Raw genomic sequence first — 19,926 nt, 5'->3', positions numbered from 1 at the left:
CCCATTTCCGCGTAAATAAAGGTTAGGAGAGCCTTTCCAACACTGCGTCGTACCGTTCCAGCGCGATCTCGGCCAACACAGGAGACGGCAGCAACGGCGCCGCAACAATGTCCGCGCCCGCCTTGGCCAACTGGTCGTGGAAATAACCCGTAGCCAAGAGGTACGAGGCTATGAAGACCCTGCCTGTCCCACCGTCAGCGGCGAGTTCTTCGCGCAAGGAGGCGACGCCGTCGGGCACTGTGGGCTGGGCACTGGCGCCATAGGCGACGCGCACCTTGTTCGGCAGCAGCTCGCCGAGCAGTCGCGCCTGCTCTTCAGAGTCAACCGAGCCGTCCGGAAGGGACGATCCCGCGGCGGCCAGCAACACGCCGTCGTCCTCCTTCAAGCCCGCCGCACGCAAGTGGGTGGCCAACAGCTCAGCCAGCCGCGGATCCGGACCCAAGGGCCTGGCGGCCACTACCTCGGGCCGGCTCTTGATGGCTTTGGGCACGTCCACCTTGATGTGGAAACCGGTAGAGAGCAAAAGCGGTACGACGACGGCGGCAGTCCCCTGGGGCAGGCCCTCCACCACGCCGCCTAACTCGGGTTCCTGGACGTCAACGTACGCCTCAACAACGCGCAGTCCGGGGCGGAGAGTTTCAATTTCTGCCATCACGCGTCGGATGGCAGCCTGGCCTTCGGCGTTGCGGGTTCCATGGGCGCAAGCGATCAAAACGGGGCTGTTCATGGGAGCTAGCGTAACGTTGAGCCAGCACCTGTTGTGAAGCACTTTAAGAAAGAACCAGTCCACTTGATTTCCTTTGACATTGTTCTTCTTTGGCTTGACCTCGTCGGCGTGTTCTTTTTTGCTGTGTCGGGCTCGTTGTTGGCCGCCCGTAAACAATTCGACTTTGTTGGTTCGGTGCTGCTCGCTTCCATCGCGGCGCTGGGCGGTGGGGTGATCCGTGACATCGTGATCAACGCCGGACCCCCGATCGCCTTCACGAACCCGGCGTATCTGGCTCCCCCGCTTCTTGCGGCGATGCTGGTCTACTTCCTGTTTTCCTCTGTCCAGCGCTTCACGTCCCTTTTGACGCTGTTCGACGCCGGCGGATTGGCGTTGTTTTGCATTACCGGCACCCTGAAGGCCATCAGTGCCGGCATGAACCCGGTGGCTGCGATCCTCCTGGGAGTCACCACGGGAGTGGGCGGCGGCCTGCTCCGTGACATCACCGCCAACGAAGTCCCTACCCTGTTCAACAACCGCGATATCTACGCACTGCCTGCCTTCGTGGGCGCCGGTTTGACCACGTTGCTGTGGCACCTTGGCCTGTTCAGCGGGCTTACCGCCTGTGTCATTGCCGGTGTTGTTTTCACTTTCCGGGTAACCGCCTGGCGCCGCGGTTGGTATGTGCCCCTGGCTGTGCGTGGTTGGCATCGCGCAGGCACCGGTGGGGGCGCAATTTCGGGTGCCCGGGATTAGCTAGGATAAGAGCATGACTGACATGTTCCTCGAGAAGTTCCGCGCGCTGGTCCCAAAGTATCTCGAGGATGAATGGCAGGAAGAAGACGGCCTCACGCCCGACGAACTGGACGACGCCCTCGCCGATCACTCCTTCACCATCCCGCTGGTTCTGCGCGAGTTCTACCTCGCAATCGGCGGCTGCGAGGACCTCATGGAGGCCTACCACTACTTCTGGGACCCCGAGGAACTCGAAGTCGATGACGAAGGTTTCCTCATGTTCCTTGAGGACGAGGAAGAGCAGTTCACCTGGGGCTTCCGCACCGCCGACCTCAGCATCCCGGACCCCATCGTCTGGCGCCGCAACAACGCCCGCGGCCAGTGGAAGAGCGAAGAAGGCACCTTCTCGGAGTTCGTGTTCGACATGTTCGAGTGGGCATTCAACGACGACGAAGACTAACTTCCCGGTTTCGAGCAGCCCCTTCCCTGACTTCTTAGTCAGGGAAGGGGCTGTTTTGCTTTGGCGGTCTGCGCGTCCACCACCCACTTTGATTCTGGAACTGCCCTGACGCGCCGCTTAGGGGGTGTGTCGCCAGAAAGTTGGGGCCAAAGTAGGTGGTGGCGGTACGGCGGGGACGGGAACTTACGACGGCGGAACCCACCAAGGCGCGTACCTCGCCGGCGCGAAGCGGCCAACTTCCCTGTTGAACAGGACTGCCACGACTTCGGCCACCATGCGCTCCGGGTGATGAACGACGTCGGCGTAGTAATAGTGAAGACTCAGCAGACCTCCGCGCATGGCAGCGTTGTTCCTGTAGTGGTCCTTCTTAACCTGTTTTCCCTCCAGGTGGGTGCCACCGTCGAGTTCTACGATCAAGCATTCGTTGACCAAGCAGTCCACCTCTCCCACTCCGGGCAGTTCCACATGCATCTGTACCCGGAGGCCTGCCCTTGTGAAATGGGTGTGCGCGAGTATTTCCAGGAGTGAGTCGGCCCTCGGCAGAACGAGATCCAGGATTCCCCGAATCTTGCCATTCCTGTTGCCAGGGAGCTTTGATCTCAGGAAATCGGTGGAAAGGAGCGCCTGGCTTACAGCACTCTGCACCATGACGAGCGCTTCAAGTTCCGGCAGACATCTGAGGGCGTGGATCAGGACATCGGCCACCCCCGCTATCGGGAGATACGAGTGGACTGGATGCAGGCAGGCTCCGTGGTGGACTACACCGTGTCGCGCTTGTCCCGTGCAGCAGCTGAGATGGAGTGACCTTGCGTCCTCGAGTGTCCACAAACGATAAAAGCGCGCTGCCGAGATGCAAGTAAGCAGCCCGTCGGCTCGAAAGGCAGCAACGACGTCGGGGTCTGATGCCCGGGAAGTGTAGACACCTCGATGAAGCCTGTGGATCACCCCCGTCTTCAAAGCACCGGCTACCGCCCGCCGAGTGAATCCAGCCCGGCGAAGCGAATCCGTTGTAGCTGCGCCGAGGCGGCTGGCTAGGAATTGTGTGATGTCCATAGGCCAATGCTCGTGGGCTCACCGGGCAACCTGAGCTGGGAATTCGTCGTATGTGGACAACCCGGCGGTCTCCCACCACTAGGTTTGGCGGCCCTGAGGTTATGACACACCCTAACTCCGGAGAGGCCCTCACTTCCGAAATTCAAAGTTGGTGGTGGAGGGCCAGCGCCTTGCTGTAAATCGCGCTGCAGGAACGGGAAAACCATTGACGCATGGAGTTGCATATGTGACAGGATTGTCATAAGCTTTTCACGGATCCACTAAATGCCTCCGGTGGGTCTGATGCGAACGGAGATTGTGGTCCCGGTTCGGTGCAGCGTAAGACTCGTAACGTTGCAGCGAGCCGGGGCCATTCCGTTTTTCCGGGAGGGTAAGAGTTTGGCCGCTAACCGCGTACGGCCACCACCCACTTTGATTCCACCGGCGCCGCAACACACCGCAACCACCGGCGTGTCACCACACTCGGACCTTCGAAGTAGGTGGTGTAGGCCCGAGGAACTCCAAGGCCTGCACCCAAATTGTGGGCAATAAAAAAGCAGGCGCCCGGCCTATGAAGCCCGGACGCCTGCCAAAGCAAGGGAAACCCTAGCTGCTGCGGTCCACCACGGCATGCGCGAAGTTGGTCAGCGAGGCCTTCACAACGCCCTCCGGCAGCGGGTCCAGGGCGGCAACTGCCTCAGCGGACCACTGGCGGGCAATTTTCCAGGATTCGTTGGTGACAGGGTGCTCCCGCAGACCGGCTACGGCCTCAGCCAGGGCAGAGTCAGAGGACAGGTCGCCGTCAATCAGTTCCAGCAGCGAAGCAGCCGAGGCATCGCCCGCAGCAGCATCACGGCGAAGCAACAGGACAGGCAAGGTGGGAACACCTTCACGGAGGTCGGTCCCCGGGGACTTGCCGGATTTGACCTTCACGCCGGTGACATCGATGACGTCGTCAGCGAGCTGGAAAGCAACGCCCACCTTTTCGCCGTATTCCACCAGCAGGTCCTCGAAGGACTCGTCGGCACCGGCGAAGATTGCCCCGAGCTGGCCTGACGCTGCAACCAGTGAGCCGGTCTTGTCAGCAATGACGGACAGGTAGTGCTCTACGGGATCCTCGTCTTCACGGGGGCCCACCGTTTCGTGGAGCTGGCCGAGGCACAAGCGCTCAAACGTGCGTGCTTGGATGCCAAGCGCACGCGAACCGAGCTCGGACACCAGGATGGAGGCGCGGGCGAAAATGAGGTCGCCGGTAAGGATGGCCACCGAGTTGCCCCATACTTCGTGGGCGGTAGGAGCACCGCGGCGGAATGGAGCTGAGTCCATCACGTCGTCGTGGTACAGCGTGGCAAGGTGCGTCAATTCCACTACAACTGCAGCCTGCACAACCTCGGGACGTGATGCATCGCCGAGGTGGGCACACAACAGAGTGAGCAGCGGACGGATACGCTTGCCGCCGGCTTCCACTAGGTGGCGCGACGTCGCGTCAGCCAAGGGGTCCGAGTTGGAGATGGCTTCGCGGAGCTTCTTCTCCACCCGGGCAAGATTGGTGGTGATGGCAGGGCCGAGCTCTGGATCGCCCGCAATCGCGGCGAATCCGGCGGGCAGCTGGAGTCCCGTTGCGATCGCGGTGGTGTTGGGTGCAGGCTCAACAGTCTGCGGCAAGCCGTGCCCGGCGTGCGTCCAGCTGTGTTCGGCAGAGTTCGTCACGGGTTAACCCTAACTAGTTGTTGCGGAAACCGCGGAGTTGGTGCCTGCCGGCGTAAGGGCGCCGGCAGAGGAAGTGTTGGACGTAGCCGGAACCAGCATCTCGAGGACCCGGATCACGCGGTCTTCGAAGCCCTTGGCGGACGGATCCGTGAGGTTTGCGAGCATTCGGACCACGAATCGCATGAGCACAGGAATTGGCATGCCTGTGCGCAATGCAAGCTTCATCACCGCAGGCTTTCCAATCAAGGACGCAAACATCCGGCCAAGGGTGAAGTGCGATCCCCACTGTTCCCGCACATAGTCCGCGTACCGCGAAAGGTGGGCATCGGCGTCGTGCGTGGACCAACCGGCAGAAGCCGACCGCGAAGAAGCGTCAATCAAGAACTCGGCCGCGAACCGGGCCGATTCCATCGCGTAGGAAATGCCCTCGCCGTTGAACGGGGACACCATGCCGCCGGCATCGCCCAGCAGGAGCAGCCCGGGCGAGTAGTGCGGCGTGCGGTTGAAGCCCATGGGCAGCGCGGCGCCGCGGATCTCCCCCACTTGGTTTTCCGGAGTGAAGCCCCATTCGGAGGGCATGCCGGCGGTCCATTCGCGGAGGACCTGCTTGTAGTCGAGCTTGCCGAATTCCTTGGACGAGTTAAGGATGCCGAGGCCCACGTTGGACGTGCCGTCGCCAACACCGAACACCCAGCCGTAGCCGGGCAGTGGCTTGCCGGACTTGCCGGGAAGTTCCAGCCAACCTTCCATCCAGTCGTCGTCGTGCCTTGGCGAGGTGAAGTAGGTGCGCACCGCGACGCCCAGCGGACGGTCGTCACGCTTGTGCATACCCAGCGACACCGCGGTCCGCGTCGAGTTTCCGTCCGCGGCAAGTACGACGTCGGCGTGGAAGTCGCGCGTTTCGCCCGTTTTGCGTCCGGACACGTCCAGGATGGAAGCCCGGGCGCCGATGACGCGACCGTCCTCCGCAGTCAGCGCGGAGGTGACGCTGTGGCGTTCAAGCACGACGGCGCCCGCGGACTGAGCGTGACGGGCCAGGTCCTCGTCGAAACCGAGCCTGGTCCGGATCAGGCCGTACGTGGGAAAGTCAGCTACCTCGGGCCAGGGAAGTTCAATGGTGCGACCACCGGCAATGAGACGGAGGCCCTTGTTGCGCCGCCACCCTTCGGAGACCGCGTGGGGAAGTCCGAGCTTCTGAATCTCGCGGACGGCGCGCGGAGTCAGGCCGTCGCCGCATACCTTTTCACGGGGAAAGGAAGTCTTTTCCAGCACCGTGACATCGATGCCCTGCTGGGCGAGGTAATACGCAGCGGTGGACCCTGCCGGGCCCGCGCCAACAATCAGTACTTTCACAACGTCCTAATTCAACAGGCAGTGCTGGTTAGCCGGCTTGGTGGCGCGGCTTTATCTGACGGCGGAGCTTGGCCACGGGAACACTCTCGCGGTGCTCATCGGGCTTCTGTGCACGGTGAACAGCAACGATGCCGCCGCTGAGGTTGCGGTACGTGATGTCCGTCCAGCCGGCATCACTGAGCCACTGGGCCAAGTGGTCCTGGTCCGGCCACGCACGAATGGACTCGGCGAGGTACACGTAGGCGTCCGGGTTGGAGGAGACCTTGGTGGCGATGGCAGGGAGCGCACGCATCAGGTACTCGGTGTAGAGGTTGCGCCACAGCGGAACCACGGGGTGGGAGAACTCGGCGATGACCAGGCGTCCGCCGGGCTTGGTGACGCGCAGCATTTCCTCGAGGGCCTTGCGGGGTTCCACCACGTTGCGGAGCCCGAAGGAAATAGTGGAAGCATCGAAGCTGTTGTCAGCGAACGGCAAGTTGGTGGCGTCACCGGCGATGAAGTTGATATCCGGGCGGCGGCGCTTGCCCACTTTGAGCATGCCCAAGGAGAAGTCGCAGGCCACTACGTCCACGCCCGCATCGGCGTAGGGTTCGCTGGAAGTGCCCGTTCCGGCGGCGAGGTCAAGGACCTTCTGGCCAACCTTCACATCCATGGCGTCAACCACGATCCGCCGCCAGCGCCGCGTCTGTCCCATGGACAGGACATCATTGACGACGTCGTATTTTGGGGCGACATCATCAAACATCGTCGCAACTTCGTCCGGACGCTTTTCCAAGGATGCTCGGTTCACCCTGTAATTGTCTCAGACATTCAACCGACTTTGCTGCGCTGTAGAAGTCGGCTCAGATTCTGGCTGCGCGCGGGAGTACTGTTGTTCCATCATGACGAGCACGCTCCGTACCTTGACAGTCCCCCTCGATGTTGAATCATCCTCCGGGGGGCTGCCGTCGTTTCTGGTGCGGGACGACGTCCTTTGCTGGTCCCGCCGTGAGGCCGGCCTGGTGGGTTATGGCGAGCTGACGCGCTTCAATGCCACCGGACCCGAGAGATTCCTTGAGGCCGATATCTGGTGGCGGCACCTCATTCTTGAGGCGGAAATCACGGATCACGTTGAGATCCCAGGCACTGGCCCTGTGGCTTTCGGCTCGTTCGCTTTCTCCAAAACCTCCCCGCACGTTTCCCGCCTGATCCTTCCCGAACTGGTGGTTGGCATCCGCGACGGCCGTGCCTGGGCCACCCAATTAACGTTCGACGACGGCCCCCTCACCGAGGCGGGCGTCCTCGCCTCGGTGGACCGCTGGCTCACTGAGCCCGAGTCCAACGGCGACGGTTTAGCGGCAGGAGGGTCCGACGTCGGACTCTCACCTGACGTTGTTGCTGCGGACGGTTCTGCTGGTCACCTCAGTCGCGGTTCCCTGAGTGAGGCAGCTTGGATGCAGGCCGTTTCCAATGGTGTGGAGGAGATTCGCTCCGGGAAGCTCGAGAAGCTTGTGTTGGCGCGCGACGTCGTGGCCAACCTGCCCGATGGCGTCAACGCCGCGGAGGTGCTTCGTCAGCTCGCCGCAAGGTACCGGGAATGTTGGACGTACGGTGTGGACGGACTCGTGGGTGCTACGCCTGAGATGCTGATTCAGGTGGAGGGCCGCACTGCACAGGCGCGCGTGCTGGCAGGAACCTTGGATCGCCGTGATGCCGACGGTATGGACGGCTCCCCCATGGCCTACGCGGAGCGGGTACTGGCGGGATCCGAAAAGCAGCGGCACGAACACGACATCGCCATCGATTCGCTGACGCGGCAGCTGGCTCCCTTCTCCGAAGCGATGAATTCCCACAGCGAGCCGTTCATTCTGGAGCTGCCCAATGTGTGGCATTTGGCCTCGGACGTGAAGGCTGAACTGGCGGATATCGAAGGCCATGTGCCGACGTGCCTGGCCCTGATCAATGCTTTGCACCCCACTGCGGCGGTCTGCGGAACACCCACGCTGGTAGCCGGCGCGCTGATCCGCAAACTCGAGCATCTGGACCGTGGCCCGTACGCCGGACCTGTGGGTTGGCTCGATGCTGCAGGGAACGGTGAATGGGGTATTGCGCTCCGCGGCGCAGTCATCGAAGACGCCAACAGGGTGCGCCTGTACGCGGGTTGCGGCATCGTTGAAGGCTCCCAGCCGGAGGCAGAGTTGGCCGAAACGTGGGCCAAGTTCCGGCCAATGCTGGAAGCGCTGGGCATCAAGCGCTGAATCTGGGATTCCAGACACGGCCGCTGCCGGGGTGGTTGATAAGTGGGTAAACTTGTTATCCAATAGTGAAACTTCGTTTCCTGTGATGCACATCTCACGTTCGGCGCTACACTAAAACCGACTCAGTTCAGCATCCACCGCAACAAAAGGTAAAAAACATGCAGATCTCCCGTTCGGTTCTGTCCGGCACCAAGATTGCCGCCGTGCTCGCAGCCGGCGCCCTGGCCCTGACCGCTTGTGGTGGTTCCTCCACCCCCGCTGCCACCAACGAGGCGGGCCTGGCGCTCATCAACGCGGGTAAGCTCACGGTCTGCTCGGACATTCCTTACGAGCCCTTCGAATTCCAGAAGGACGGCAAGATCGTCGGCTTCGACATGGACATCGCCGCCGAGCTCGCCAAGGACGTCAAGGCCGAGCTCAACGTGGTGGACAGCTCCTTCGAAGCCATCGAGACCGGCACCGCCCTAACCGGTTGCGACGTCTCCATCTCCTCGATCTCCATCACCGACGTCCGCAAGAACGTCATGGACTTCTCCACTCCCTACCTGGACGACGACCTGACCCTCGTGGCCACGTCCGCCTCCGGCATCGAAAACCTCGACGGCGCAAAGGGCAAGAAGGTGGGCGTCCAGCAGGCCACTACCGGCGCCCAGTACGCCAAGGACAAGGGAATCGACGCCCAGCAGTTCGAAGACTCAGGCCTTCTGGTCCAGGCCCTCAAGGCCGGCACCATCGACGCTGCCGTCGGCAACCAGTCCGTCCTGGGCTACGCCATCAAGGACGATTCCAACCTCAAGCGCGTTGAAGACTACGCAACGGGCGAGCAGCTGGGTATCTCCATCAAGAAGGGCAACACCGCCATGACGGAGGCTGTGAACGCCACTCTGAAGCGCATCACCGACGACGGCACCCTGAAGAAGTTCGAGACCACCTGGTTCGGCGAAGCCACCAAGTAGTCCGAGCCCGGCTCCCCGAGAACAACGCAGGCGGGCCCCGAAACGATCTGTTCAGGTCCTTTCGGGGCCCCACCTGCGCAACATGAATGTGAGAACCCCATGGCAATGACTGCACGTCAACGAGCCAAAGTCAGTTTGTACGTCCAGGCCGGAATCTTTGTTGTGGCCGTGGCCGCCGTGATAATTGCCGTGGACTGGAAGACGGTGGGCAACAGCGTCTTCAACTTCGCCAAGATCGGCCCGATGTTCCCGGATATCTTCCTGGTGGGCCTCAAGAACACCCTCATCTACACGGCCCTCGGCTTCATTGTGGGCTTGTCCGGCGGCCTTCTGCTCGCCCTGATGAAACTCTCTTCCTTCCCTCTGTATCGCTGGCTCGCCACCGGCTACATCGAGTTCTTCCGCGGCGTTCCCGCCCTGCTGGTCTTCATCGCCTTCGGATATGGCGTTCCCCTGGCATTCGGCGTTCAGTGGGACGTGTTCGTGATCGTCATGATCTCCCTGGGCATGGTGGCAGCGGCGTACATCGCCGAAACCCTGCGCGCCGGCCTTCAAGCCGTACCCAAGGGCCAGATGGAAGCAGCCCGTTCGCTGGGTATGCCGCACTGGCGGGCCATGGTTAGCATCGTTATCCCCCAGGCCTTCAAGATCGTCCTGCCGCCGCTCACCAACGAGGTCATCCTGCTCACCAAGGACTCCTCGCTGATCTACGTCCTGGGCCTCACCGCATCCCAGTTCGAGCTCACCAAGTTTGGCCGCGACGGCATCTCCAGCCTTGGCGCCGGCTTGACCCCGCTTCTCGTGGCAGGTGCGTTCTACCTGGTCATCACCATCCCCTTGAGCCTCCTGGCACGGAAGTTCGAAAGCCGCTCCGCGCGGACCAAGCGATAGGCAGGACAGTCATGAATAACTCCACTGGGAGCACGGCCGCCGTTCGTGCCGCTGGCGTAAATATCAAGGATCTGCGTAAGTCCTACGGCAGCAACGAGGTCCTCAAAGGAATCTCGCTGACGGTCGAACCGGGTCAGGTTGTTTGCCTGATCGGACCCTCCGGCTCGGGCAAGTCCACTCTCCTTCGCTGTGTCAACCTGCTTGAGCAGCCGAACGCGGGCACCATTAACGTTGGCTCTTTTGAAGCCACCGATCCCGACGTAGACCTCAACAAAATGCGTCAGAGCGTGGGAATGGTGTTCCAGCACTTCAACCTCTTCCCGCACCTGAGCGTCCTGGAAAACTGCACCATCTCCCAGACCAAGGTCCTCAAGCGGTCCAAGTCCGAGGCCTCTGATGTGGCCCGCCGAAATCTGGAACGCGTTGGCCTGGGACACTTCGCCGATCGTTTCCCGGACCAGCTCTCCGGTGGCCAGCAGCAGCGCGTCGCCATCGCGCGTGCCCTGTCCATGGACCCGCAGCTCATGCTCTTCGATGAGCCCACTTCTGCCCTCGACCCCGAGACCGTGGGCGACGTCCTGGCCGTCATGCGCAAGCTTGCCCAGGAAGGCATGACCATGCTGGTGGTTACGCATGAGATGGGCTTCGCCCGCGAAGTTGCCGACCGCGTGGTCTTCATGGACGCCGGCGTTGTGGTGGAAGAAGGGCCGGCAGAGAACGTCATCAGCGCCCCCACTCAGCCCCGCACCAAGGAATTCCTGCGCCGCGTCCTCGACCCCACGCACATTGACGTGGCGGACTAACTCCTTCGTTCGCGCCACGCTGACGCCGCGCATCTTCTTTCGCGCCGCTGAAACGGGAGGGTGACACCCATATTTGGGAGGCACCCTCCCGTTGCCGTCTCGCCTACGAATTTGGGTGTCCTAATGAAGCACGACGGCGGCGGGGAACCCCGGCTGCCACAAGCTCGCGTTCCAGCTTGCCAACTGTCAAGTCACTCCACACCAACCGGAACACACTTCGGCCGGTGGCGCGGATGGCATTTTCGCGGTCCTTTTCTTCGATCACTACTTGGGAAGGCGTACGTCCCTTCAAGTACTCCGGCTTCATGTACTTTTCGCGGCCATCGAATTCTCCCACCACCTTGACGCCCTTCCAGTAGTAGTCCGTGTAGACGACCCCCACTTTCGTTCGAACTTCATACTGCAACTCGGGAGCAGCGAAACCGGCGAGGTGCACGAGTCCCCTGCAGTAGGACTCCCCCGGCGAACCCGAGTTTTTAACTGCAAACTGAACAACCGCCGCCACGCGCTTGGCGGCGGCCTTCGAATACCGGGCATCAATAGCATTCAACAGCTCATCCCTTGTTACGGGGTTGCGACGACGTCCAGGGGATAAGAGGAAATCCACGGGAACAACAGCCTCGGCAAATGGCACGGAGGCTGCGATGTCCAGTGCAGTCCTGACCCGGCCGGTGACCAGGAAACCATTCGTTTCCTCGGCTTCCTGGTGGCCATCGCTAACATAGTGCCGTCGAACACCTGCCCTGGACCTTCCTCCGCCGGCATAAGAACTGAGCGCGTGAATGGGTTGTCGTCCGAGGATGGTCGGAATGTCATGAATGCTGGCCGCAGAATGGTGTGAGAACACGGTGGCGGACGTGAAAGTCTCCGCCGCCGCCTCGACCCTCAGGGCATAGCGATCCCAACTCTCCAACAGCGCCCACTTCTGTGCGTCGACATACACCCCATGCCTGATTCTCACGAGCTTTCCCGCCTTGGATGCCTCTGACAATTTCCGGGAATCCCCGCCGATGAGTGACAGGTCCTTGGCGAGGATCAGTTTGGGTAGGCTCCGCATAGCACTAGCCTTCGGCTTTGCCGATGCCTTGAGTAGGCCTTCTCCGCCGTATGTGGAAACTCCCGATCCACCGCCGCTGCTGCGACGGACCAATGACACCCAGATTCGGACGCCGCGCAATCCGGTTCACGACGCTCAAAGTCTTGGCCGACACCCAAATTTCATGGCGACACCCGAATCCGCGCAGCGTGGATCTGTATGCGCAGCGTTGGAGGATCTTGGAGGCGCAGGCGAGTTGGGCCGCCGGGGACTAGCCCGCCGTCAGAACCTGGCCTACTGCGGCCGAGATGGCCTCCTTGATCCGTGCATGGAGCTCGCGGAGGCCCGCCCGGTCCACGCGCACCTCCACGATGGTGCGACCCTTCAACGGCGACTTCAGGGCCGCGGCGAGTTCCGCCGTCGTGGTCACCGCTTGGTGCCCGACGCCGTATGCCGCCGCGAGTGCCGCGATGTCCACTGAGTGCGGGGTGCCAAAGAGGCGCTCGACGGCGGTGCCGTAGGCGCCTGAGCCCTCGACCGCCCCGTGTTCGAGGAGACTGAAGATGGCGCCGCCAGAGTCGTTGAGCACAACGATTCGGAGGTCCGGTACAGGTTCCCCATGCCCTAGGAGCAGTCCGCCGGCGTCATGGAGGAAGGTGACGTCGCCCAGGAGGACAGTGGTTTCGCGGCCGCTGCCGATTGCGACGCCAGTGGCTGTGGCGATGGTGCCGTCGATGCCGGCGAGGCCGCGATTGGCGTACACCGTTGCAAGGGGTTCGCTGTGAGGATGTCCGGCTAGGTCCACGTCCCGGATGCCGTTGGAGGAACCCAGCACCAGCTGTCCGCGGGAGTGCTCCCAGACGGTAGCCCCAACGGATGGTCCGTTCGCGAGGCCCTCCCCGGACAACACGCCATCGAGGGCATGCTGGGCAGCGGCACCTGCGAGAAGCCAGGAGTCGAGCCACTCGGCGGAGCCAAGCCCGGCGAATTCGGCAAGCTCTGGCAGGGTTTCGATGGGGGTTTCACGCCGCCGTCCAGCCTCGTACCAGGCCACGGGGACGGGCTGGTAGATGGCGGACTCAACAGACTCGTGTGCCAGGAGGGCGGCCACCGGACGGGAGAGAGTAGCCCGGCCAAACAGGACCACGCGTTCGATCGGCGTCGGCGAACCAGGTCCGAAGTGCGCCAGAAGTACCCGGTAGGGCCCTACCGCGTTCGGCCCGAAGCGTGCGTTCGATGAAGGTTCCGCCAGCAAAGGCAAACCATGGGCGCGGGCAAAAGCCTCGGCAACGGGGCCGGCGTCGTGACCTGCGAGGACCACCGTGCGTCGCTCAGCGAGCTCGTTGGATGCCGCCGGAAGATCCAGCGCTTGGGGACCGGCGTCGTAATGGAACACGCCGTGTCCCGCGGCGGCCGGAAGGGCGTCGCCGTCCGCCGGTACCAAAGGATCGCGGAAGGCAAGGTTCACCTGGACGGGGCCCGGAGGGGTGTCTTCGAGAGCGCCGGTGGCTGCATAGAGTGCGGTCGCAACAGCCTTCTGTGGATGATCTCCCGCAGGGACGTCGACGGCGAATCGAACGTGATCGCCGAAGAGGTCCAGTTGGGTGGTGGTCTGGTTCGCCCCGGTCCCGCGAAGTTCTTCCGGCCGGTCTGCAGAGATGACGATCACGGGGACAGCTGAATGGTTGGCTTCCATGACAGCGGGCAGGAGATTGCCCACCGCTGTACCGGAGGTGGTGACCACAGCCACCGGCGCCTCGGTGGAAAGCGCCAAGCCCAGGGCTGTGAACCCGGCGTCCCGTTCATCGATGCGCACATGGAGCCGGACGCGGCCTGCAGCTTCCGCTTCGGCCAAGGCGTAGGCCATCGGGGCTGATCGCGAACCTGGCGCCACCACCACGTGCCGCACACCGCCGTCGAGCAGTGCTGTAACAGCGATCCGGGCGGCGCCGATGGAAGTCAGAGAGTCCTGGGAATTCACCGTTCCAGTCTATTGGCGTGCCCGGCCCCAAACCGTCTCTCACATCCCGAGCCCTTCCGGCCAACCGTCTCTCACATCCCGAGCCCTTCCGGCCAACCGTCTCTCACATCCCGAGCCCTTCCGGCCAACCGTCTCGCACCCGGGTGCCGCTGGGGTTCGTAGACGTCCAGCAATACCTGGCTAAGGCGCAGGAACCGGGGCATAAAGTGAGGATCGAAACGCGCGAACCCTGGCGAACCGGTCGGTGTCAGAACGGCCAGCAGGAGGGCCTCCCTCAGCGCAACAGTATGGCGTTTGAAAGGCCAAGGCTCATCCATTGCCTACGAATCGTGACACAGCAGACAACACCCTAGGCACCTTACGGATTTTGACCCCGGGGTTATGGCAGAGCGACGGGCCCAAACACGCGGGACGTGAAAGAGCGACCGGCCCAAACACGCGGGACGTGAAAGAAGGTTCGAAGAGACGAAATGCTCCCCTTCCCGGGATCCCGGGAGGGAGAGCATTCGTCAGAATCGGGAGAAACAGGCCTTACTTGCGGAAAACCTGTACCACCGAGGGGCGGGGAGCCCTTGCCGCACCCGCTGAGGGGGTAGCTCCTGCTGGGACGTAGTCCGGGAAGAAGGAGTTCTGTGCCTCGAACGAGCCGTCCTCGCCAGGGTGCTGCACGGCGACGAACACGGTGCGCTCTTCGTCGTGGATGATCGGACCACAGGTTTCGGCGTCACGGGGAACGGCGAGGAACTGTTCCACCTTGCCGCGCTCAGGACCTTCGAGGGTGACCTTGAACAGGCCGTCGGCGTAGCCAATGGTGCCTGGAGCGCCGTCGGTGGAGATCCAGAGATTGCCCACGGAGTCGAAGGCAACGTTATCCGGGCACGAGATGGGTGACACCTTGTCGGCCGGGAATCCGGAGAAGTACGTGGAGGTGTTCTTTGCGGGATCCCCGGCTACCAACAGGAGGTTCCAGTTGAACTTGATGCCCGTCTGCTCGCGTTCTTCGGTGATTTCCACGACGTGGCCGTCACGGTTCAGGTTGCGCGGGTTGACCTCCGTGGCGCCTTCCTTGCCGGGCTTACCGCGGTCGGAGTTGTTGGTGCAGGCAACGTAAACCTTGCCCGTGCGAGGGTTGGGCTCAACGTCTTCGCAACGGTCCATCTTGGTGGGCCCAACCTTGTCGGCGGCGATGCGGGTGTAGACGAGGACCTCCGGCACGGTCATGCCCGGCACAGCTGAGGTGCCGTTTACGACCAACGGCAGCCATTCGCCTGTGCCGTCGAAAGCACCGTCGGCGGGGAGCTTGCCAGTACCGTCAATGTCCGCAGGAGAGTCACCCGTGAAGCGAGCCACGTAGAGGTCGCCCTCGGAAAGCAGGCTCATGTTGTTCTTGCGTGCTTCCTTGGAGTCACCGGCCTGGTACCTGCCCTTGGAAACGAATTTGTAGAGGTAGTCAAAGCGCTCGTCGTCGCCCATGTAGGCAACTATGTGACCGGAAGGGGCGACTATGACGTTGGCGCCCTCGTGCTTGAAGCGGCCCATGGCGGAGTGCTTCTTGGGAGTGGAGGTGGGATCAAAGGGGTCCACTTCCACGATCCAGCCGAAGCGGTTGGTTTCGTTGGCGTACCCGGAGTTGCGGGTATCGAAGCGCGGCTCATCAAGTTCCCACTGACGAGTGGTTGCCTTCGAGGAAATTCCGTAGCGCTTGTCACCGTCGCTGGTGCCAGGGGCAGCGAAATAGCCGTTGAAGTTCTCTTCACCGGAGAGGATGGTTCCCCACGGGGTGGTTCCGCCGGCGCAGTTGCCCAGCGTGCCCTTGATCCAGCGGCCAGCGGGGTCGTCAATGGTCTTGACCAGGTTGGTACCGGCTGCGGGTCCGGTCAACTCGTAGACAGTGTCCATGAGGAAGCGCCGGTTCAGGGGTGCTCCCTGGACGTAGCTCCACGGCTTGTTCTTGTTCTTGCGCTCGAGTTCCACCACGGCCAACCCATGTCCGGCACGGCCGATTGCCCGTGCCTCGGTGGGATCGAAGCCTTCCGGAAGCATGATGTTCTCGTTGGTGTACTCGTGGTTGCTGAAGAGCACGGCACGGCGATCCTTGGAACCCGGGATCGGCAGGATGTCCGTGTAGTCGTTGTTGTAACCGAACTGGCGTGCCTGGGCTGCAGCAGTCTGCGCGTTGAGGTCAAAGGCCGGCGAGTCGGCAAAGAGGGGGTCGCCCCATCGGATGATCGGCTTCCAGTCGAACCCCTCGGGCACGGTGAACGCATCCACGGCTGCATCCACAGGCTTGATGGCGGTGAACTTGAGCTTGGACTTGTTGAAGCCCTTCTTGGCGGCCTCAGACAGTCCATTGCCCGAGTCGGCCACGGCGGTGTCACCGCCGGTCACAGCACCGCCGAGTACGATGGCGAGCGCTCCTGCGGCTCCCAGCCCCAGGGCTGCGCGGCGGGACATAGCCGTTGAAGCAATGTCGCGGAAGTAGCCGTTGGCACTGGTGTTGCAAACATCGCCCGAACAGGCGTTGTCGCACTTCAAAGCACACGTGACGGCGCTGCGCTTGCCCTTGGTGTGGCCGAGCATGGGGAGCAGCGGAAACGTGCGTCCGGTGGTTTCAGACATGGGGAAGACCTTCCAGAGATGTACGAGGTTCCCGCTGAGCCTTTCAGCGGAATCCGAAATTGAGAGGTCGCTCTGGTTAAGGCCCGGTGAACAAACCGTGCTGGTTTCGCACCAGTACCGAGTGCACCCGACGGAGTCGGTCCCGCCACCAGTCCCGGCGCTCCCTCGATGCCGCGTACCGCTCAAGCAGCCCGGGGTCGGCCACCGTGTCACGTAACTGAATAGCGCCGTCGTCGGCCACCAGCGGGTCCAGCGTGATGTCCGAAGCGAACAGCGAAACGGTGCCAAGGCCACAGGCATAGGGAAGGGACGGCAGGGACGCTGCGAGCGCCAAACCGGCACGGATGCCCACTGAGGTGTCCAACGCGGAACTCACGACGGCGGGCAGCCCGGCCCGCTCCACGATGTCCAGTGCACGCGCGACTCCCCCAAGTGGCGCGACCTTGACGACAATCAGGTCAGCTGCGCCTGCCCGCGCAACACGAAGGGGATCCTCTTCCTTGCGTACGCTCTCGTCTGCGGCGATAAGGACTGGTGTTCCGGCGGCAGCGAGCCGACGGCGAACTTCGGCAAGGCCATCAATGGTGGGAACAGGTTGTTCGGCATACTCGAGTTCAACCGCGGAAAGCTTGCCCAGGGCTTCCACGGCCTGGTCTACGTCCCATCCCCCGTTGGCATCGACCCGGATGGCGGCGGCAGGAAAGGCCTCGCGTACTGCGTGTACTCGCGCAACGTCCTCCCCCAACGACTGGCCACGCTCGGCAACCTTGACCTTGACGGCGTCCACCCTCCCGAAGCGTGCCAACACTTCCGGGACACGCCCTGCCGGAACTGCGGGAACCGTGGCGTTGACCGGAATCTTGTCCCTGAGGGGCGTGGGGAAACCTAGCCAGCCCGCTTCCAAGGCTGCTGCGAGCCAGCGGGAGGATTCGTCGTCGTCGTATTCGGGAAAGGGACAGAACTCACCCCAGCCCAGCGGTCCTCGCAGAAGGAGTGTCTCGCGCTCCATGATGCCGCGGAACTTCACGCGCATGGGCAACGAGACTACGTGAGCCGAATCGAGAAGTTCTTCGAGGGAGGGAAGTGCAGGCATATTGCCACTGTACCGGCGGCCTCCCGCCCAACTTGCAGGCCAATCAGGCTATGTGGAAAAGCTACTCGGACCAGTAGTTCAGCACCCGGCTCAAGGCTTCAGCCAGTTGCACCCCCGGCAGGACGAGCGAGCATTCGGGGATCCCCAATGCTTGCCACCGCACCACCAGCGTTGTGTCCTCTTCCACCGGCAAGGGCCACAACCAATAGCGGCCGGTGAACTGGACATACTCGTCGTTGTTGCTCCCTCCACCGCCGCCCAAGGTTGTCAGCACGGGGCCAGCTACTTCTTCAGCCTCTGGGAAGGTCGATGGTCCGTGGATTGCCGCAACAGCCTTGCGTCCGTCCGCAGTAGCGACCCCTAATTCGAGCCCTGTCCTGGTGTCCAAGCTGGATCGCGGGTGGTTGTAGCTCGCCTCCACGGTCTCCCGCCATTCCTGGTCCGATTCGTTGCCTCGCCGTACGGACCACACCAGCTCCAACAGGCACCCCGTGGAATACACCTCAACCAGTTTCAGCGCCACCACCATCCGCTGGCTCTTGTGAAAGAACCCGCCAACGAGCGCTACGCCGGGCAGTTCGTCCGACGGCGGACCGTACCATCCGGGCTGGACAGGCTGCGTTTGGCGCGGCCGCGGGGGCTGCTCGGGGAGGTCGTCGAAGAAGCTCATGCTCCATCCTTGCACCGCCACATGGTCACTGGGGAGAGGCTCCTGGCAAGCGAGAGGCAGCAATCGCGATATTCTCAGAACCACGACTCAAAGTGGGGGAATGATGACTCAACCAGTGCCCGGTTCAACTACGCCTTCCGGCTGGTACCCGGATCCTTGGGACCCGCGTCTCGTCCGATGGTGGGACGGACGTGCATGGACAGCGCACCAAGCGCCCGCTCAGTTCCAAGCGCCGGTCCAGGCACCACGTCCTGAGCTCAGCCCCGAGACGCCGGTGTACAACCCGTTCATCTGGGCTATCACCTTGTTACCGCTGGTTTCCATCCTGCTCCTGTTAACCTGGCAGCCAGAGTTCAGGATGATCACCACGCGGCAGGGGGTTACCACCATGGACCCCTTCTCCATGTACACGCCCGGCTATTTCCTGCTCATGGGTTCAAGTTTCCTGATCTACGGGCTCTCGGTGTTTTTCGCTTTCCTGGACCGTCAACGCCTACTCCAGTCCGGCGTCGTGCGTCCTTTCCACTGGGCTTGGGCGTTCCTTAGCGCGATTGTGTACGTGATTGGCCGCTCTGTGATCGTCAATAAAGTGGCGCCCAAGCGAGGGCTATTGCCGGTCTGGGCCATCATCGCGGTGTTCGTTATCAGCATGGTGGTTACCGGTATCTGGATGTCCAACTTCATGCAGTCGATGTACTCCCAGTTTGGGTATTCCGTCTCGACCTAATGCCTCGGACCTCACGCCGGACCCGCAACCTCACACGCGTTAGGTAGACTGCTGACAATAAGGACGGAAGGACTTCCCATGAACCGCAAGGCCACCGCACTGGACGTCGCTAAAAGGGCGGGCGTCTCCAGGAGCGCGGTCTCGCTGGTTCTGAACGGGCGTGGAGATGGGAACGTGGCCAAGGAGAGCCAGGACCGGATCCGACAGGCCGCCGAGGAGCTCAACTACTCCCCGAACGCCATCGCACTGAGCCTGCGGAATAGACGGTCACGCGTGATCGGCATTCTGTCCGACGAAGTAGTGGTCAGCCCCTTCGATGGCAACATCATCGGCGGGGCAGATGATGTTGCCCGAAGCCGCGGCTTCGTTACCGTCGTCATGGATACGGAGCGAGACACCGCGAGGGACGCGAGCGCCGTCGAAACCCTCTTGGATCGGCAGGTTGATGGGCTCATGTACGTGACTGTCGGCCTGAAACCCATCGACGTTCCGCACGGGATGCTCCGCGTGCCATCGGTCCTTGCCAACTGCTATGACAACCACCCCCAGCCTCAGTTGCATCACGTCATTCCTGACGAAGTAACGGGTGGCAGGGAGGCCACTGAGCACCTTTTGGAGCTTGGCCACCGGGACATCGCACTGCTTGCCGGGTTCGAGGATTCGCCTGCGGCCCCCTTGCGCGTTCAGGGTTACCGTGATGCCCACGCCACGGCTGGCACCGCGGTCCGTGAAGACCGGATCTTCATGGCAGGCTGGGATATCGACGCCGGCTACCGGGGAACCATGAAACTGCTCGACGGCGTGTCCCCGGCTGATCGGCCCACGGCCATCATGTGCGCGAACGACCGCCTGGCAGTCGGCGTCGCCCTGGCCGCAGCGCGCCTGGGCCTCAGTGTTCCCCAGGATCTGTCCATCAT

The 19,926-nt window shown here is 62.5% G+C and carries 18 protein-coding genes and 1 pseudogene; 8 read left to right on the top strand and 11 right to left on the bottom strand.

What is annotated here, in order from left to right; translation table 11 throughout:
• Positions 1-22 precede the first annotated feature (22 nt).
• Positions 23-790 (bottom strand): sirohydrochlorin chelatase, encoded by a 768-nt coding sequence (locus tag RIF72_RS06360; protein ID WP_309074010.1) that lies wholly within the window; start codon positions 788-790, stop codon positions 23-25.
• Here RIF72_RS06360 and RIF72_RS06355 point away from each other — a divergent pair, their 5' ends adjacent.
• Together RIF72_RS06355 and RIF72_RS06350 are read left to right on the top strand one after the other, a co-directional pair.
• Positions 791-1,462 (top strand): TRIC cation channel family protein, encoded by a 672-nt coding sequence (locus RIF72_RS06355; RefSeq protein WP_309074009.1) that lies wholly within the window; start codon positions 791-793, stop codon positions 1,460-1,462.
• A 13-nt stretch (positions 1,463-1,475) separates the two neighbouring features.
• Positions 1,476-1,901: a hypothetical protein gene (locus RIF72_RS06350; protein ID WP_309074008.1), complete on the top strand. Its 426-nt coding sequence runs from the start codon at positions 1,476-1,478 to the stop codon at positions 1,899-1,901.
• Positions 1,902-2,084: 183 nt separating this feature from the next.
• Here the strand turns inward: RIF72_RS06350 and RIF72_RS20090 are convergent, their stop codons facing one another.
• From RIF72_RS20090 to RIF72_RS06330, 5 genes and pseudogenes are all read right to left on the bottom strand, one after another.
• Positions 2,085-2,549 carry an endonuclease domain-containing protein gene (locus RIF72_RS20090; protein ID WP_375164204.1) on the bottom strand — a complete coding sequence of 155 codons (465 nt, stop codon included), beginning with the start codon at positions 2,547-2,549 and terminating at the stop codon, positions 2,085-2,087.
• 276 nt (positions 2,550-2,825) lie between these two features.
• A pseudogene (locus RIF72_RS20085) lies at positions 2,826-2,954 on the bottom strand (hypothetical protein); the annotation flags it as partial.
• A gap of 585 nt (positions 2,955-3,539) precedes the next feature.
• The gene (locus tag RIF72_RS06340; protein WP_309074006.1) at positions 3,540-4,643 is read right to left on the bottom strand and encodes a polyprenyl synthetase family protein; all 1,104 of its coding nucleotides are present in this window, start codon (positions 4,641-4,643) and stop codon (positions 3,540-3,542) included.
• Between the two features lie 9 nt (positions 4,644-4,652).
• The gene (locus RIF72_RS06335; protein WP_309074005.1) at positions 4,653-5,996 is read right to left on the bottom strand and encodes a geranylgeranyl reductase family protein; all 1,344 of its coding nucleotides are present in this window, start codon (positions 5,994-5,996) and stop codon (positions 4,653-4,655) included.
• Between the two features lie 28 nt (positions 5,997-6,024).
• Positions 6,025-6,786: a demethylmenaquinone methyltransferase gene (locus tag RIF72_RS06330; protein ID WP_309074004.1), complete on the bottom strand. Its 762-nt coding sequence runs from the start codon at positions 6,784-6,786 to the stop codon at positions 6,025-6,027.
• Between the two features lie 91 nt (positions 6,787-6,877).
• Here RIF72_RS06330 and RIF72_RS06325 point away from each other — a divergent pair, with 91 nt between their 5' ends.
• The 4 genes from RIF72_RS06325 (at position 6,878) to RIF72_RS06310 (ending at position 10,883) form a co-directional block, all read left to right on the top strand.
• Entirely contained in the window at positions 6,878-8,233 is a 1,356-nt protein-coding gene (locus RIF72_RS06325; protein ID WP_309074003.1) for an isochorismate synthase, read from the top strand.
• Between the two features lie 158 nt (positions 8,234-8,391).
• A complete protein-coding gene (locus RIF72_RS06320) occupies positions 8,392-9,189 on the top strand; it encodes an ABC transporter substrate-binding protein (protein WP_309074002.1) in 798 nt (265 codons plus the stop codon).
• 99 nt (positions 9,190-9,288) lie between these two features.
• On the top strand, positions 9,289-10,080 hold the full coding sequence (locus RIF72_RS06315; protein ID WP_309074001.1) for an amino acid ABC transporter permease: 792 nt from the start codon (positions 9,289-9,291) through the stop codon (positions 10,078-10,080).
• Between the two features lie 11 nt (positions 10,081-10,091).
• On the top strand, positions 10,092-10,883 hold the full coding sequence (locus tag RIF72_RS06310) for an amino acid ABC transporter ATP-binding protein (RefSeq protein ID WP_309074000.1): 792 nt from the start codon (positions 10,092-10,094) through the stop codon (positions 10,881-10,883).
• Between the two features lie 103 nt (positions 10,884-10,986).
• Here the strand turns inward: RIF72_RS06310 and RIF72_RS06305 are convergent, their stop codons facing one another.
• From RIF72_RS06305 to RIF72_RS06285, 5 genes are all read right to left on the bottom strand, one after another.
• Positions 10,987-11,940, bottom strand: a complete 954-nt coding sequence (locus tag RIF72_RS06305) for a hypothetical protein (protein ID WP_309073999.1) — start codon at positions 11,938-11,940, stop codon at positions 10,987-10,989.
• 250 nt (positions 11,941-12,190) lie between these two features.
• Positions 12,191-13,900, bottom strand: a complete 1,710-nt coding sequence (menD, locus tag RIF72_RS06300; protein ID WP_309073998.1) for a 2-succinyl-5-enolpyruvyl-6-hydroxy-3-cyclohexene-1-carboxylic-acid synthase — start codon at positions 13,898-13,900, stop codon at positions 12,191-12,193.
• A gap of 531 nt (positions 13,901-14,431) precedes the next feature.
• Entirely contained in the window at positions 14,432-16,519 is a 2,088-nt protein-coding gene (locus tag RIF72_RS06295; RefSeq protein WP_309073997.1) for a PhoX family phosphatase, read from the bottom strand.
• Positions 16,520-16,595: 76 nt separating this feature from the next.
• Positions 16,596-17,612: an o-succinylbenzoate synthase gene (locus RIF72_RS06290; RefSeq protein ID WP_309073996.1), complete on the bottom strand. Its 1,017-nt coding sequence runs from the start codon at positions 17,610-17,612 to the stop codon at positions 16,596-16,598.
• Between the two features lie 61 nt (positions 17,613-17,673).
• Positions 17,674-18,282: a hypothetical protein gene (locus RIF72_RS06285; RefSeq protein WP_309073995.1), complete on the bottom strand. Its 609-nt coding sequence runs from the start codon at positions 18,280-18,282 to the stop codon at positions 17,674-17,676.
• Positions 18,283-18,382: 100 nt separating this feature from the next.
• On the opposite strand from RIF72_RS06285, the gene RIF72_RS06280 reads away from it, so the two are divergent.
• Positions 18,383-19,009, top strand: coding sequence for a DUF2510 domain-containing protein (locus RIF72_RS06280; RefSeq protein ID WP_309073994.1), 627 nt, complete (start codon positions 18,383-18,385; stop codon positions 19,007-19,009).
• A gap of 78 nt (positions 19,010-19,087) precedes the next feature.
• On the top strand, positions 19,088-19,926 hold an 839-nt coding region (locus RIF72_RS06275), incomplete at its 3' end, for a LacI family DNA-binding transcriptional regulator (protein ID WP_309073993.1).

It is taken from the genome of Paenarthrobacter sp. (assembly GCF_031180005.1).
In the GTDB taxonomy this organism is placed as follows: Bacteria; Actinomycetota; Actinomycetes; order Actinomycetales; family Micrococcaceae; genus Arthrobacter.
The sequence above is the reverse complement of the archived record's forward strand: the minus strand, read 5'-3'. Positions and strand labels throughout refer to the sequence as shown.